This is a genomic window from Marivirga sp. (genome assembly GCF_051117495.1).
In the GTDB taxonomy this organism is placed as follows: domain Bacteria; phylum Bacteroidota; class Bacteroidia; order Cytophagales; family Cyclobacteriaceae; genus Marivirga.
On the sequence record NZ_JBNPEF010000021.1, the window covers coordinates 133,570 to 149,929 of the forward strand.

Consider the following 16,360-nt stretch of genomic DNA (forward strand, 5'->3'; position numbering starts at 1 on the left):
AAATGAAATTAAAGGAATTTAGAGTAAATATTGTTATAGTTTTTTTGCTTTTAGGCTTAATTACAGCCTGTAATGATTCCAAAGATTCTTATTTTGAATTATTGGAGGCAAAGGAAACAGGTTTGAATTTTGAAAATGACTTGGAGCAAACTACGGAATTTTCCTTTTTCGATTATATGTATTTTTATAACGGAGGAGGAGTAGCAGCAGGTGATTTCAATAATGATGGCTTAGTGGATTTGTTTTTCACATCCAATATGGGTGAAAATAAACTCTTTATAAATCAAGGTGATTTTAAATTTAAAGATGTAAGTAAGGAGTCGGGTATTGAAGGTGAAGGCTATTGGTCAACAGGAGCTTCAGTAGTAGATATTAATCAGGACGGGATGTTGGACATTTATGTGAATGTAGTTGGAGATCATGAAATCCTTAAAGGCTCTAATCAACTATTTGTTTGTCAAAAAATAGAGAATGGAATTCCCGTTTTTGAAGATGAGGCCATAGCATATGATTTAGATTTAGCAGGCTTCGGAACTCAGGCTGTGTTCGCTGATTTTGATAAGGATGGTGACTTGGATATGTTTCAACTAAACCATAGTATCCATCAAAATGGTACTTTTGGAAAGCGAAAGGACTTTCAAGGAGAGGTCAGCAATGTTTCAGGTGACAGGTATTTCAGAAATGATAACGGTACATTTAATAACGTCACCAAAGAAGTTGGAATTAATAGTTCTGTGATTGGATATGGTTTAGGGGTTGTAGTAGGTGATGTGAATAATGACGGTTTCCCTGATATATATGTAGGCAATGATTTCCATGAAAATGATTATCTCTATATCAATCAACAAGATGGTACTTTTAAAGAATTGCTGACCGAACAAATGCAACATACAAGCCGGTTTTCTATGGGAGTAGATATGGCCGATATCAACAATGATGGCTTTAATGATATCATTTCTTTGGATATGCTTGCTTATGATCCCCAAATTTTGAAAAGCAGTTTGGGGGAAGAAGCATTTGATGTCTATCGATTTAAAAAAGATTTTGGTTATAACGACCAATTTGCAAGGAATAATTTACAATTGAACAACCAAAATGGGACATTCAGTGAAATAGCACTCTATTCGGATGTTTATGCTACAGATTGGTCATGGGCACCACTTTTCATGGATTTTGACAATAATGGCCAAAAGGACCTATTTGTTTCCAATGGAATTCCTAGGAGAATGAATGATATTGATTATATCAATTATATGAGTTCTAATGAAGACCAGCGAAAAAAAACAGAAATGGGTATAGTGGATAAGGAAGATTTGGAAATAGTGGAACGCATGCCTAAGATTAAATTACCTAATCGTTTCTTTTCCAATAATGCTAATCTAACCTTTGATGATATAAGTTCTAATATCTCTAACAATAAAAATTCTTATTCAAATGGAGCTATTTATGTTGATTTGGATAATGATGGAGATTTGGACATAGTCGTCAATAATTTGGAGGACAAACCATTCATCTATAAAAATACAGCAATTGAAAAGGGGAGAAGTGGTAAATATCTCCAATTTGACCTAAAAGGTTCTCAAAATAATCGAAATGCTATTGGCAGTCGTGTAATCGTAAAATTGAAAAATGGTCAATCATTAAATTATGAATATTTCCCAGTAAAAGGATTTCAAAGCTCAGCCCAAGATAAATTTCATATTGCCATAGGAGACAGTAGCCAAGTCGAAACTATTCATTTCATTTGGCCTGATGGAAGCACTCAAGTTCTAAATAATTTAGAATTTAATAAGCTACACAAATTGGAGTACAAAGAAGGCTTAAATCAATTTGATTTTGCTAAACTTCATTCCCATAAATTTGACTACAAAGTTACTGAATTGCAAGATTCAATGGATTTGAAAATTGTCCATGAAGAAAATCCTTTTGTGGAATTTATCAGAGAGCCCTTAATGCCTCACATGGTTTCATCCGAGGGGCCTGCTTTAGCGGTTGCAGATATTAATGGAGATGGAAGAGAGGATTTCTTTTTGGGTTCTTCCAAACGCGAATTAAGCCAAGTATGGATTCAAACCGAAGAAGGTAAGTTCCAGCATTCTGATCAGCCATTAATTAATAGCGATGATACCTTTGAAGACTTGGACGCATTTTTTGCTGATATTGATAATGATGGCGATCAGGATTTAATCATTGCCTCGGGGGGAAATGAATATAGAGGAGATTCCGAATACATAACGCAACGGGTTTACATTAATGATGGTAAAGGTAATTTTGATCAAAAATATATTTTTGAGGATAGTTATATGACGGCCTCTTCTCTAGCAGTTGCTGACTTTAATGACGATGGGTATGTGGATGTGTTTTTTGGAGGTAGGGCGGAACCTTACGGATATGGATTAGCTCCAGGCTCAAAACTTTATATCAATAATCAAGATGGTACATTCAAATTAGCTAATACGGAAAACGCCCCGTTTTTGGATGAATTAGGGATGGTGACTGATGCTACAGCCTCAGATGTTAATGAGGATGGAAAAGTGGATATTGTTTTGTCAATTGAATGGGAAACTATTCAAATCATGATAAATGAGGGTGATAAATTCAATCTTCAAGATGTTGGAAACCAAAAGGGTTGGTGGAAACTTGTAAAAACAGGGGATTTTGATGGGGATGGTGATCTAGATATTATTGCAGGAAATACGGGTGAAAATTCAAGATTTAAACCCACTGATAAAGAACCAGTCAACTTATATATCAAAGATTTTGATGATAATGGTCAAACAGACCCAATTATGACTTATTATCTGGAAGGACGTGAAATTCCATTTGCCAACCATGCTGAAATATTGAAGCAGTTACCTTACCTTAAGAAGGATTGGAAATATGCGCAGGATTTTTCAAGAGCAAATTTGGATGAGATTTTTGGAAGGGATAATTTGAATACCGCCAAGAAATTATCAGCCAATGATTTTTCTAGTTACTATTATCAGAATAACGGAGATGGAAGCTTCACAGCCCATGAATTGCCCATGGAGTTACAGATTTCAACCTTAAATGCGATTGAATTTATCGATAAAGAAGGAAATAGGGAACTATTAGGTGCTGGTAATTTTTATGAAAATAACATTGAAATGGGAAAATATGATGCGCAATATGGTACTGTTTTTCAAATCAATGATTCATTGATTGAGACCAAAAAGGTGAAAAACTTAAGAATTGACGGTCAAGTGAGAAAAATGCAATCAATAAAAGTGAATGGAAAGCCTTATATTTTGGTGGCAAGAAATGATAATAGCTTAAAATTAATAGCATTTGAAAAAGTAAATAATTAAGTAATGAGAATTAGAACATTATATTTTTTAATGATTTTTGGGATTTTTTTTTCCTGTTCCCAAAATGAAAATCAGAAGACTGAGGTATATGCCAATGATTTGCATTCTTTAATGCAGGAAGTGACAGATATTACAGTCCACGATATTTTTTCCCCACCTGTAGCAAGTAGGGTCTATGTTTATCCTTCCATAGCTAGTTATGAGGTTTTAGCTTCGCAGGATTCATCTTATGTGTCATTAGCTGGTCAGCTGAATGGATTTAAACCAATTCCTAAACCACAAAAAAGTGAGGTAAACTTATCAATAGCAGCACTTTATGCTAATTATTTAACTTCTAAAATGTTGATATTTTCAGAAGAAAAAATGGAAGAGTGGCTAGCAGACTGGAAAGCTGATTTAGAAGAAAGAGGCTTAAATGATAACGAATGGGAAGCTTCCGTGGATTATGCCAAAAAAGTTCATCAGCATATTGTGGAATGGGCTAATGAAGATAATTATAAGGAAACCAGGACGATGTCTAAACACCCTTTAAGTGATCAACCACATCATTGGGAACCAACCCCGCCTGCTTATATGGCGGCTATAGAACCTCATTGGAATAAAATCAGGACTTTTGTTTTGGATAGTGCAGATCAATTTATTCCAAAGCCTCCTTATGAATTCAGCATGGAAGAAAATAGTCCTTTCTATAAAGAAATGATGGAAGTATATCGGGTAGTTAAGGATGTGGATGAAGAGAAAAAAGCCATTGCTTCTTTTTGGGATTGTAATCCTTATGTGATGAATATTACTGGTCATGTGATGTTTGCGACTAAAAAAATCACACCTGGTGGTCATTGGATGGGAATTACTAAAATTGCTTCTATTTTAGATTCAGCGGATTTAATGAAAAGTAGTCAAGCCTACACAAAGACTTCTATTGCTTTGGCTGATGGATTTATTTCATGTTGGGATGAAAAATATAGATCAAATTTAATCCGTCCAGAAACCATCATTAATAGAAATATTGATGGAGATTGGACACCTACACTACAAACTCCTCCTTTTCCGGAATATACCAGTGGGCACAGTGTTATTTCTACAGCAGCAGCCAACGCATTAACTGATGTTTTTGGTGATAATTTTAGCTTTGTAGATAGTACGGAAGTTAAGTTTGGCTTGCCAAGCAGGGAGTTCAATTCTTTTATGGAAGCCTCTCAAGAAGCAGCCATCAGTAGATTGTATGGTGGGATTCATTACAGAAGAGCCATAGAAGAAGGGGTTTGGCAAGGAAATAAAATAGGGGAAATGATTAGAAAAGAAATAAAGTTTAAGGACAATCAAGCTATTGCTACTAAATAAAATGGGAAATCGTTTAAATAATTCTAGGATCTATTCTTTGTTAATATTGTTCTGGATTTCATTTTCTTGTTCACAAACGAATGAGCAGATAGATACGAATAGTAATGATTTAAATGAATATCTAGAATTTTATGATTCTGAATTATTTAAAGCGGTTCAATTAGGGGAAATTTTTGAGGACTCTAAGTCCTTTGTAGATTGTATCCCCAAAACTGATTTAAAAAAGGTACAAATCAGTTTCTTGGCTGAGAGAGATCAAAAGGATTTCGATTTAAAGGCATTTGTTTTAGTAAATTTTGAGTTACCTGAAAACCCTAAAACTGATTTTGAATCAGATCAGGAAATAGATATGTACGAGCATATCGAAAGCTTATGGCCAATTTTAACTCGTTCAAAAGATACAGTTCAAAACTCTTCTTTAATCCCATTACCTAATCCTTATGTTGTGCCCGGTGGGCGTTTTAGAGAAATATATTATTGGGATTCCTATTTTACGATGTTGGGTTTAAAGGCTTCAGGTAAAGAAGAATTGGCTATTAATATGTTGGATAATTTTGCTTTTCTAATTGATAGCTTGGATTTCATCCCAAATGGAAATAGGGCATACTATACCGGAAGAAGCCAACCTCCATTTTTTGCGCTTATGGTTGATGAATTGACATCTAATAATCGTACAAAATTTATATCTTATCTTCCTCAATTGAAAAAGGAATATCAATTCTGGATGAATGGAGGTGGAAACTTATCCGAAAAAAAACCAGCCAATAAAAGAGTGGTTTTATTAGAAGATAATATCGTTTTAAATCGCTATTACGATGAATTTTCAAAGCCTAGACCGGAATCTTTTAAGGAAGATTATGAATTGGTGGTTAAATATAACTTAAATCCTGATAAAACTTACCGTGATTTAAGAGCAGGCGCTGAATCTGGTTGGGATTACAGCAGCAGATGGTTTTCTGAACCTCAAAAAATGCATTCTATTCAAACAACTGACATTATCCCAATAGATTTAAATGTACTTCTATATTTCCTTGAAATAAAAATTGCACAAGCCTACAATTGGAATGAACAACTCGATAGTGCCAATATTTATTTAGAGAAAGCGAACAAAAGAAAAGATGCTATTAACAGTTTGCTATGGGATGAAAAGCAAAAAAGATATGCGGACTATAACTTCTTTACAAACAAACATACAAATATTCTAAGTATGGCCGTTGCATACCCATTGTTTGCCAATATTGCTCCTAAAGACAAAGCCCGGATGGTCATAAAACAAATGCAAGATAGTCTGTTGCTTGCAGGAGGGTTTGTCAGCACTACTATAGAAAGCGGACAGCAATGGGATTATCCAAATGCTTGGGCACCTTTACAGTGGATTGGCATTCAAGCATTGTTCAATTATGGAGCACATGATGTAGGACTTAATGTGATGGATAGATGGTTGAGTTTAAATGAAAAAGTCTATCAACAGACAGGCAAGATGATGGAGAAATATAATGTAGCAGATACCAGCTTACAGGCAGGAGGAGGGGAATACCCATTGCAAGATGGTTTTGGCTGGACTAATGGAGTGGCTGTGGCCATGAAGAAAATTTTGGATGAAAAGGAGGCTATAACACTCGATTAGTACTATTTATTTGTTCATTTCACGCTATTCTATATACCGCTTACCAAATCCCATTTTTTATTTACGAAAAATCCATCTAATTTCCGCTAATGGAAAACGATAAAGATTTAGAAGACAATAAACCACCTGTTCTTGGGAAATGGAAGAATTTTTATTGGTTATTGATCATCGTATTGGTCATTTTGATAAGTATTTTTTATGCCATAACCCTTTATTTTAAATGAGCTCATTAGATTGGATCATACTTTTTGGAACCCTTTTACTAATTGTAAGCTATGGCGTTTATAAGACCAAAGGCAGCAAAAATATTGAATCCTATTTAAAAGGAGACAATAGCATGAAATGGTGGACTATTGGTTTGTCCATTATGGCAACTCAAGCCAGTGCTATTACCTTTTTGTCAACACCCGGTCAAGCTTATAACAGTGGCATGGGCTTTATACAATTCTATTTCGGCTTGCCACTGGCTATGATTATTTTGAGTATTTGGGTATTACCTATTTTCTATAAATTGAAAGTTTATACTGCCTATGAATACCTTGAATCACGCTTCGATTTAAAAACCAGGATATTGGGCGCTTTTCTTTTTCTTATTCAAAGAGGATTAGCGGCTGGAATTACAATATATGCTCCTGCAATTATACTTTCTACCATTTTAGGTTGGCCTTTAGTTTATACGACAGTTATTATAGGTTCATTAGTAATTATTTATACTGTAAGCGGAGGCACTAAAGCAGTAAGCCAAACGCAAAAGCATCAGATGATTGTGATGATGGGAGGGATGATAGTTGCCGGTTTATTTGTGGTGAAATTACTTCCTGAAGATATTGGCTTAACAGAAGCAACCAAATTAGCAGGTCATTTAGGTAAATTGGAATTGATCAATACTGAACTGGATTTGGAAAATAGATACACATTGTGGACAGGCCTATTAGGCGGGTTATTTGTGGCTTTATCTTATTTTGGGACAGATCAGTCACAGGTGGCTCGTTACCTCTCAGGCAAATCTTTAACCGAGAGCAGATTAGGATTGATGTTCAATGGATTGCTTAAAATCCCAATGCAGTTTATAATTTTATTTATAGGAGCTTTGGTTTTTGTTTTTTATCAGTTTAATCAAGCACCTGTTTTCTTTAATGAAGCGGCTAAAAAAGAGGTTTATGTTAATCCTGAGCAAAAGGAAAAATATCAAGCAGTTGAAAAAGAATACTCTAATTTATTTGAAGAAAAAAGAAGGCAAGTACACTTACTATCTGAAGCAGAGGGTAATGAAATCGAAGTACTAAAACAAAGTATCGCGCAAATTCATGCGCAGGAAAATCAACTTCGGGAGGAAGCCAAGGCTATAATTAAAGATACCAATGCAGATCTGGAAACCACTGATACGGACTATGTTTTCATTACTTTTGTAATGGAAAACTTACCGAGGGGTATTATTGGGCTTTTATTGGCTGTGATTTTTTCTGCAGCCATGTCATCAACAGCCTCGGAATTGAACGCATTGGCTTCTACCAGTATTATCGATATTTATAAAAGAAATATTTACCAAAGCGGAAGTGAGAAACATTATTTGATTGCCTCTAAGCTTTTCACTTTGTTTTGGGGAATAATAGCTGTTTTATTTGCCACATTTGCCGGGCTGTTGGATAATTTGATCCAAGCTGTAAATATTTTAGGTTCAATTTTTTATGGTACTATTTTAGGTGTATTTCTGTCCGGCTTCTTTATAAAATATATTAAAGGAAATGCTGTTTTCATAGGTGCCTTAGTGGCTCAAATGGTGGTGTTATATTTTTATTTTTTTAGTGATATGGCCTATTTGTGGTTCAATCTATTGGGATGTGGAATCGTTATTATAGTTGGTCTTGTTTTTCAATTTTTAAAGAATAAGTAATTAATATCACAGTATCTTTATTTTAATCATATAGTATTTATTCAAGATGTATTATACTGTAAGATTTGGAGATTTCATTCTCTAGTTGTATTTTTCTAATCTATATGAAAATAAAAATTAAAATAGTTTTTGTATTTTTTTCACTTCTAATGGGCTTCAATGCAGTTGCTCAAGATCCTGAATTAGCAAAAATTTATATGGATCAGGCCGATCAAGTTTATGCTGAGGCAAAAGATGCAATAGAAATTGCAAAAGATATATATGTACAGGCCACTGAAGCAGATACGATGAATATTAGAGCTAATTATATGGCTGGAAAACTGTTTTTGGAAACTGTGAACAGAGATTATTCCACTAAATATTTTGAAAGGGTTAAAAAGATAGACTCAAAATATAGATTTAATATCGACTATTTGTTGGGTCGGGGTTACCAATACGGCTTGGAATTTGAAAAGGCTTTATTTCATTTTGATCTGTACAAAAAAAGATTACAAGCTAATAAAAGTTATCGTGGGGGAGATAAAACCTCTATCTATGAGGTAAACGACAGGATTGAAGAATGTAGGAATGCCAAGGAAATCATAGGAATGCCTTCTTCCTATACAATTGAAAATGTAGGGGAAGATGTTAATTCAACTTGGCCGGATTATGCCCCGGTTTTGAATGAGGATGAAACCGTTATGATCTTTACTTCAAGAAGACAGGAAGATAACACCAATGAAAACGTAGATAAAGACAACTTTTATTTTGAAGATATTTATATTTCAAAAAGAAAGGGTGTTACTTGGAGCAAGGCAAAAAATATTGGTCAAAATATTAATACACCCTATCATGATTCAAATTTGTTCTTAAGTAGCGATGGTAAAACCCTTTATATCTATTCTGATGAAGGAAATGGTGATATTTATTATGCTACTGAGAATGCAAATGAAGAATGGAGTAAACCTAAACCACTTGAAGGCAGGATCAATTCTCAAGGATTTGCTGAGCAGTCAATTTGGGTTTCAGAGGACGGAGAATTTATGATGTTTGCTTCTAACAGGCCTGGAGGTTATGGCGGTTTCGATATTTATGGTTGCTATAAAGAAGATGGGCAATGGAAAAGACCATTTAACATGGGGCCGGAAATCAATACCAAACAAGATGAAGATGGCCCTTATATGGCAAAAGACGGTCTAACTATATATTTTAGTAGTAAAGGGCATAAAGGGTTTGGTGGTTTTGATGTGTTCACTTCTAAGTATGATACTAAAACTGAAAAATGGGGAAAGCCTGAGAACTTAGGATATCCTGTCAATACAGTTGACGATGAAGTCTATTTTCATCCCACATCTGATGGGGAAAGAGGCTATTTAGCTTCCGTAAGAGAGGAAGGCTTAGGATTTACGGATATTTATATGGTGAAACATGTAGGGGATTTAGGTATTACTGCCAAAGAACGAATTTCCAAGTTGAAGAAAACCGAAAATGAATTTGTGACTGATGAGGAATTGAAAATTAAAAAATTAATTGATTCAGTTCTGAATATTTCGGCTTATCAGGTCTATTTTGAAGTTAATTCAACAGATATTTTAGAAAGACATGAATCCAAATTGATAGACATGGCAACATTTCTAAAATCCCATCAAAATTTAGGCATCCAAATTTCTGCTTTTGCATCTTCAGATGGAAATCCAAAATACAATTATGAATTATCAAACAAACGAGCACAATCAGTACTGAAATTTTTTAAAAATCAAGGAATAGAGGAGGATAGATTAGCCGCTAGGGGATTTGGTGTGCTTACTGGCGGAAGTGAGGATAAATCACGAAAAGCAGAAGTTAAGATACTAGATCTCTCAAAATTTGATGAATGAATGGGATCAAATTATCAACCCATTCAATAATCCTACTTTGTCATATTGGAACTGTTGCTATCGATTTGTGCCTGCCTGCAGACAGGTCTTCATAAATCGAACTTGTAACTGTTTAGAGCTGTGAAGACACATCTCATAGCGATGATTGAGGAATATGACAAAGTAGGATTAATCAATAATTATAAAGCATCAATTAAATCTTGATTTCTTTTTACATATCCAAAATCACCTGAGCTGTTCTTTTTAGCCAATTCAATTGATTTTTCAGCTACTTGCTTTGCTTCCTTTTTATTACCCATTTTAGCCAAAATCTGAGCTTTTAAATGTAAGTTCCAAAACTGCTCACTATTTTTACCTTCTGCCAAATAAGCATTTACCCATTCTAGAGCTTGGTTTAAATCTTTATCATTTGTATAATAATAATTCGCTGCAGTGATTAGGTTTCTAGGGCTCACTCTAGTGTATTGCGCTATTTGAGCCATTACTTTATCATCGTAAGTAACTTCAAAAGGAATTTTCAAGCTTACATTCTCCCATTCAAAATGGATATTGGCAGATCGATTATTGGCTGAGATGTCAGATATTTGATAAGTTAAAGTTTCTACCGGCTCATCTAATTTTGTGGCTTTTTGAATCACGGAAACAACTTCTTTTGATTCATCAAAATTGCCCACATTTCCACCTAAAGAAATATCACTGTAAAGTATAAACTCCCATTCATTTTCCCCTGGAGTCATTAAAACCAAATATTTCCCAGCTTCCACTTTATTCCCAGCAATCATGGCATCTGTGCTTAAGTCCAATATTGTTCCATTGTTGGCACCTGCTCTCCATAAAACTCCATAAGGTTGAAGAAAATCACCACCTTCTCCAAAAATTTGACGTCCTTTTACGCTTGGTCTAAAGTAGCTGATAGATACATCCGTTAAACCTACTGTAGTTTCTACCTTCGCTTTGGGTGAAGGTTGTGGGATTTCAATCTGTGCATTTAATTCGAGCGTACCTATTATAAAAATAGATAAACTAAATAGTAAAATTGATTTTTTCATAATGATTATATTTTTTAGTAAAATTAAAAGGTAATTCGCAATCGAAAACTACTTTTCTGAATGAAAGTTACAAAAAAAAGATTAGATAGGGCATTTTTTTCAAATCCGGATGTCGTTGAAATAGCAGAAGCATTATTGGGTAAAATAATTTGTACAAAAATAGATGGTCAGTATTGTGAGGCAATGATTACAGAGACAGAAGCTTATGCCGGTACTAATGATAAGGCATGTCATGCTCATATGGGAAGATATACAAAAAGAACCGCAACTATGTACGAAGAAGGAGGAACAGCCTATATTTATTTATGTTATGGTATTCATCATTTATTTAATATTGTCACGAACCGCCATGGAAATGCTGATGCAGTTTTAATTAGGGCAATAGAACCCATTGAAGGGACTGATTCCATGTTGAAAAGAAGGAATGCAAAGATTTTAAAACCTTCTTTATTCTCCGGCCCAGGTAAGTTGACAAAGGCTTTGGGTATTAATAAATCCTTCAATGCAACTGATCTCGTAAATAGCGAAGAAATATTTATAGTCGATGGCAATAAAAAGATAAATGATATTGTAAAAACTACCCGTATAGGAATTGATTATGCTGGAGAAGACGCTTTTCTACCTTGGAGGTTTTATATATCAGGAAATAAATTTATAAGTCAGCCGTAATAAAATGTTTTTTTTATAAATTAGAATTAAATTATAAATACAATGGATAAATTCTTGTGCCCAGTAGATTTTTCGGCTTATTCCCTAAATGCTTTAGAATATGCCTCTAAGCTTTTACAGATAAGAAAAGGAAGCATGACACTCATCCATATTTTTTCTGAAAAAGAATTTCTCCATTCCTTAGAAGGTGAAAAATCTGATTTCGATGATTTAAAGCAACATGCTAAAGATAAATTGAGCGGTTTGGCAGATGAAATTGAAAAAGAATATGAGTTTGAATGCGATTTTGTTTTATCAATAGGGGAGGTAAATAATTCAATAAGTCAATATGCTGTTAACAATGATTTTGATTTAATAATTATGGGAACTCAAGGGAATGGATATAGTCGTAAAACCATTATTGGGAGTAGAACTTTGAGAACTGTTGAAAATTCCGCTGTCCCTGTTTTAACTGTCCCCCTTGATGCTGATTTTAAAAATTGGAATTCTGTGGTGTATGCCTCAGATTATTCTGATCACGATAAAATCACTATGCAAAAATTAGTCAGTTTTATTTATCCCTTTAGAAGCAGGATACGCTTTGTACATGTAAGCCACTCCAAAAACGTAATGAGCGAAAAAAGCTATGAAGAATTTAAGTCAGAACTTTCTAGCTTTTTAGGTTATGAAAAAATCAGTTATTATTTAAAAGAGTACAAAAAGGATATAAGTAGTGGCATTGAAGAGTTTGTAAATGAACAACAAGGCGATGTGTTGGTATTATTGAAGAGAAAGAGAAATTTCTTTGAGAAATTACTGGGAAACAGTGTGTCCACGGAAATTACTTATTTGAGTACCCATCCTCTATTAATCTATCAAGAAAAGGATAATCATTAGCCCTACTTCTAATAAGATTCATTTTTTTATTCCAGCTTAGATGTACAGGTTTACTGTGTTTTCATTTATATTTTTTATTCATGCCCCAGATTTAATTTTCAATCAACGGTTTATAGGTTTTGATTATTTCTTATAATTATTTATCATAAGTATCTGATTATTAACTTTAAAGATACCTTTAATTATTTTATAACTTTAAGTTGAATTTAGTAAAAATTGTATTAGATTAGCATCGTAGTATTGCAGTACCATTATTTTATATCATTAATTATACAAAGAATAAGAGGTAAGGTTTGTACTATTTGATAATTGTAACGTTTGTTGCTATCAGTTATATTGTGTTATTAAAAAATCTAAAAGAATGCGATTAATCTTAGTGTTTTTCATAATGTTTCAATCCATTGGTTTCCTTTGTAAAGGTCAAGAGAAGCCTATTATAATTGATTCATTAGAAAGCATTTATGATGATATATCACCAGTATTATCAGCAGATGAAAGCACATTATATTTCACCAAAAAGAATCATCCGGAGAATGCAGGAGGAGAGCGGGATATGGGTGATATTTGGTATAGTAAAAAAATAAATGATAAATGGACTAGTGCTCAGCGATTGAGAGGACCTGTCAATAATACACATTTTAACGCAGTAATTGGAATTACGCCCGATGACAATATCATGTATGTAGTGGGTAATTATAAAAGTCCTAGAAAGGGAGGGATTTCCTATTCAAGAAGAATTGGAGATAATTGGAGTGAACCTCAACCAGTAGATATACCTTATTACAAAAACAAGTCTGAACACTTATCGGGAAGCCTTAGTAAGGATGGAAAAATAATGGTGTTAAGCCTTGAAAGTTTTAGCACTAGAGGGAACGAAGATATTTATTATACTTTCAGAAAATCAATTGATGAATGGACTGAATTAAGAAATTTAGGAATTGATATTAATACTGAAGCTCAGGAATTAACCCCTTACTTAGCTTCTGACAATAAAACATTATTTTTCAGCTCTAATGGAAGAGGAGGAAAAGGAAGTAGGGACGTTTTTTATACCAAAAGAAAGGATGCAACATGGACCACTTGGTCAGAAGTGGTCAATCTGGAAAGTGTAAACTCAGAAGGAGCCGACTGGTATTTTAAATTGATCGATGATGGTGAAAATGCATTATTGGTTAATACTGTCAACAGTATCGGTCTGGGTAATATTTTGAAAACAAAAACCCCAGCTGAAGTTGTCATAGAGCCTGAAGCCGAAAAAAGTATGACAGCCTCTTCTCAATCAGTTTTGGCTTTAAATAATAATTCCAATAAAAAGGATGCGCCAGTAAGAGAGAAAATATCAGTTCAATTTGAGGTGGTAGATGGCTTTACTGGAAATCCATTAAAACCTCAATTGCTCATCAAAGGAGTGAATGAAATGAGTAAAAGCTCATATTCTGAAATAGTAATGGGTAAATCTTCATCATATAAGACCAAATTGTTTAAAGATTCCATTTATACAGTAGATATTTCTGCCGAAGGTTATTTAGATGATCTACAGACAATTAAAACAGATACTATCAAGGCAGACCAAACAATCCGCTTAGAGCTAATAAGTTTAGAAGAGGGGACTACCATTCAATTAAAAAGTGTATTGTTTCAAAGAGGAACCGCTGATATATTGGAAGGCTCATTTGAAGAATTAGATCGTGTTTACAGTATGCTTAAAAAGAACCCAAAAATTGAAATTGAACTCTCAGGTCATACGGATAATACCGGTAGTGCTAAATTGAATATTGAATTATCACAAAAAAGATCCGATAGGATAAAACAATATTTAGTAGAAAAAGGGATAGATGCCAAAAGATTGGAAAGTAAAGGTTACGGTGGGGCGCGACCTATCGCAAGTAATAAATCAGAGGCCACTCGAAAACTGAACCGCAGAGTTGAATTTACCATCATTAAAATTTAAATAAGTTAAATGGCTAATGAGGGCATAAGTTTAAGGGAAAGAAAATCAGCAAAATTAAAATTACTGATATTATCTATTGCCAAAACAATGCTAAGGCAACAAAATTTCCAAGATATACACGTTACCGAACTTTGTAAAAAAGCAGGTATCTCAAAAGTTACTTTTTTCAGATATTTCCCTCAAAAGGAAGATTTATTATTGTACTTTATGAGAGTATGGGCTTTTGAGTTGAGCTTAGAGTTACAAAAAAATGATATTAAAGGAATTAAAGCCGTTAAATTAATATTTGACCGATATGGTAATTTATGTGAAAATTATCATTCAGTTATCCTTCATCTAATTAAATACCATGCTATTTCACCTTTGGTATTAAAACCAATCAGCATTAAAAAAGCAGAAAAGCTTTTACTCTTTCCCCACGAAGATGATATCCAATATATGGAAGTTCTAGCATTTGATAAATTGTTGGAAAAATATATGCTAGAAGCCATATTTCAAACTGAAATTACCAAAAGCTCCGATGTTTCCGATATGGTCAGTATGCTTTTAACCACTACTTATGGCTCAATATTGGTTGCAAAAATGAGGCAATTACCCGTTAAGGCTGTTCTCAAGAAAAATATCAATGCTGTCTTGGATACTTTCTGAATTATCAATCAATATAATACCTAGCTCTTCCACATTTTTGATTATTTTTACAACAAATAATTAATTATGAAAATCACAGAGTTTTTAAGACATAACTATCGACATTTTAATGCTGCGGCCTTAATTGATGCGGCTGACGGATATAAGCATCACATAGAGTCAGGTAAGAAAATGTTGGTTTCATTAGCAGGAGCCATGTCCACAGCTGAGCTTGGAATTTCCTTTGCCGAAATGATCCGACAAGATAAAGTACAAATCATAAGTTGTACAGGTGCAAACCTAGAGGAAGATTTGATGAACTTAGTGGCTCATAGTCACTATGAAAGAGTACCCAATTATAGGGATTTAACCCCTCAACAAGAATGGGATTTGTTGGAAAAAGGTCTTAATAGAGTGACAGATACTTGTATTCCCGAAGAGGAGGCTTTTAGAAGGTTGCAACAACACATATTTGAAATCTGGAAGGATGCTGAGGATAAAGGTGAACGATATTTCCCACATGAGTTTATGTATAAATTAATTCGTTCAGGAGTATTGGAACAATATTATGAAATTGATCCTAAGAATAGTTGGATGTTGGCTGCTGCTGAAAAGAACTTGCCTATAATTGTACCAGGATGGGAAGATAGCACCATGGGGAATATTTTTGCCAGCTATTGTGTAAAAGGTGAACTCAAACCTTCCACCATGAAATCTGGGATTGAATATATGACATTTTTAGCAGACTGGTATAGGCAGAATGCAGGAACAGATGGAGTGGGTTTCTTTCAAATAGGAGGGGGAATAGCAGGTGATTTTCCAATTTGTGTGGTTCCGATGCTTTATCAGGATTTGGAATATTCGGATGTTCCTTTTTGGAGTTATTTTTGTCAAATTTCAGATTCAACAACAAGTTATGGCTCTTATTCAGGGGCTGTCCCTAATGAGAAAATCACATGGGGTAAGTTAGACATTGATACGCCAAAATTCATCGTAGAGTCAGACGCTACTATTGTAGCACCCTTGATTTTTGCTATTGTTTTAGGGCAGTAAAATTCCTTATGATAAATATCTTAAACTTGTCAGGTTTAATTGATTGTATTTTGCATAATTGATTGTTTCATGCTTTGTATTTTCAAAA

Annotated in this window: 12 protein-coding genes; 11 read left to right on the forward strand and 1 reads right to left on the reverse strand. The window is 34.0% G+C overall.

Annotated features, from left to right (window positions below; genetic code table 11):
• Window positions 1–2 precede the first annotated feature (2 nt).
• From ACFE0M_RS11920 to ACFE0M_RS11945, 6 genes are all read left to right on the forward strand, one after another.
• Entirely contained in the window at window positions 3–3,329 is a 3,327-nt protein-coding gene (locus ACFE0M_RS11920; RefSeq protein ID WP_434545989.1) for a VCBS repeat-containing protein, read from the forward strand.
• A 3-nt stretch (window positions 3,330–3,332) separates the two neighbouring features.
• On the forward strand, window positions 3,333–4,670 hold the full coding sequence (locus ACFE0M_RS11925; RefSeq protein WP_434545990.1) for a vanadium-dependent haloperoxidase: 1,338 nt from the start codon (window positions 3,333–3,335) through the stop codon (window positions 4,668–4,670).
• 1 nt (window position 4,671) lies between these two features.
• Complete coding sequence (gene treF / locus ACFE0M_RS11930) at window positions 4,672–6,297, forward strand: alpha,alpha-trehalase TreF (protein WP_434545991.1); 1,626 nt, start codon at window positions 4,672–4,674, stop codon at window positions 6,295–6,297.
• 89 nt (window positions 6,298–6,386) lie between these two features.
• A complete protein-coding gene (locus ACFE0M_RS11935; protein ID WP_434545992.1) occupies window positions 6,387–6,521 on the forward strand; it encodes a hypothetical protein in 135 nt (44 codons plus the stop codon).
• On the forward strand, window positions 6,518–8,191 hold the full coding sequence (locus ACFE0M_RS11940; protein WP_434545993.1) for a sodium:solute symporter: 1,674 nt from the start codon (window positions 6,518–6,520) through the stop codon (window positions 8,189–8,191). The genes ACFE0M_RS11935 and ACFE0M_RS11940 overlap by 4 nt, the downstream gene beginning before the upstream one ends.
• A gap of 104 nt (window positions 8,192–8,295) precedes the next feature.
• Window positions 8,296–10,047 carry an OmpA family protein gene (locus tag ACFE0M_RS11945; protein WP_434545994.1) on the forward strand — a complete coding sequence of 584 codons (1,752 nt, stop codon included), beginning with the start codon at window positions 8,296–8,298 and terminating at the stop codon, window positions 10,045–10,047.
• 179 nt (window positions 10,048–10,226) lie between these two features.
• Here the strand turns inward: ACFE0M_RS11945 and ACFE0M_RS11950 are convergent, their stop codons facing one another.
• Window positions 10,227–11,096 (reverse strand): DUF2911 domain-containing protein, encoded by an 870-nt coding sequence (locus ACFE0M_RS11950; RefSeq protein ID WP_434545995.1) that lies wholly within the window; start codon window positions 11,094–11,096, stop codon window positions 10,227–10,229.
• Between the two features lie 60 nt (window positions 11,097–11,156).
• On the opposite strand from ACFE0M_RS11950, the gene ACFE0M_RS11955 reads away from it, so the two are divergent.
• The 5 genes from ACFE0M_RS11955 to ACFE0M_RS11975 all read left to right on the forward strand — a co-directional run bounded on the left by ACFE0M_RS11955 (window position 11,157) and on the right by ACFE0M_RS11975 (window position 16,272).
• The gene (locus ACFE0M_RS11955) at window positions 11,157–11,765 is read left to right on the forward strand and encodes a DNA-3-methyladenine glycosylase (RefSeq protein ID WP_434545996.1); all 609 of its coding nucleotides are present in this window, start codon (window positions 11,157–11,159) and stop codon (window positions 11,763–11,765) included.
• A 42-nt stretch (window positions 11,766–11,807) separates the two neighbouring features.
• Window positions 11,808–12,641 carry a universal stress protein gene (locus tag ACFE0M_RS11960; protein ID WP_434545997.1) on the forward strand — a complete coding sequence of 278 codons (834 nt, stop codon included), beginning with the start codon at window positions 11,808–11,810 and terminating at the stop codon, window positions 12,639–12,641.
• 361 nt (window positions 12,642–13,002) lie between these two features.
• Complete coding sequence (locus tag ACFE0M_RS11965) at window positions 13,003–14,592, forward strand: OmpA family protein (RefSeq protein WP_434545998.1); 1,590 nt, start codon at window positions 13,003–13,005, stop codon at window positions 14,590–14,592.
• A gap of 9 nt (window positions 14,593–14,601) precedes the next feature.
• Window positions 14,602–15,240, forward strand: a complete 639-nt coding sequence (locus ACFE0M_RS11970) for a TetR/AcrR family transcriptional regulator (protein ID WP_434545999.1) — start codon at window positions 14,602–14,604, stop codon at window positions 15,238–15,240.
• A gap of 66 nt (window positions 15,241–15,306) precedes the next feature.
• Window positions 15,307–16,272: a deoxyhypusine synthase family protein gene (locus tag ACFE0M_RS11975; protein ID WP_434546000.1), complete on the forward strand. Its 966-nt coding sequence runs from the start codon at window positions 15,307–15,309 to the stop codon at window positions 16,270–16,272.
• The last annotated feature ends 88 nt before the right edge of the window (window positions 16,273–16,360 follow it).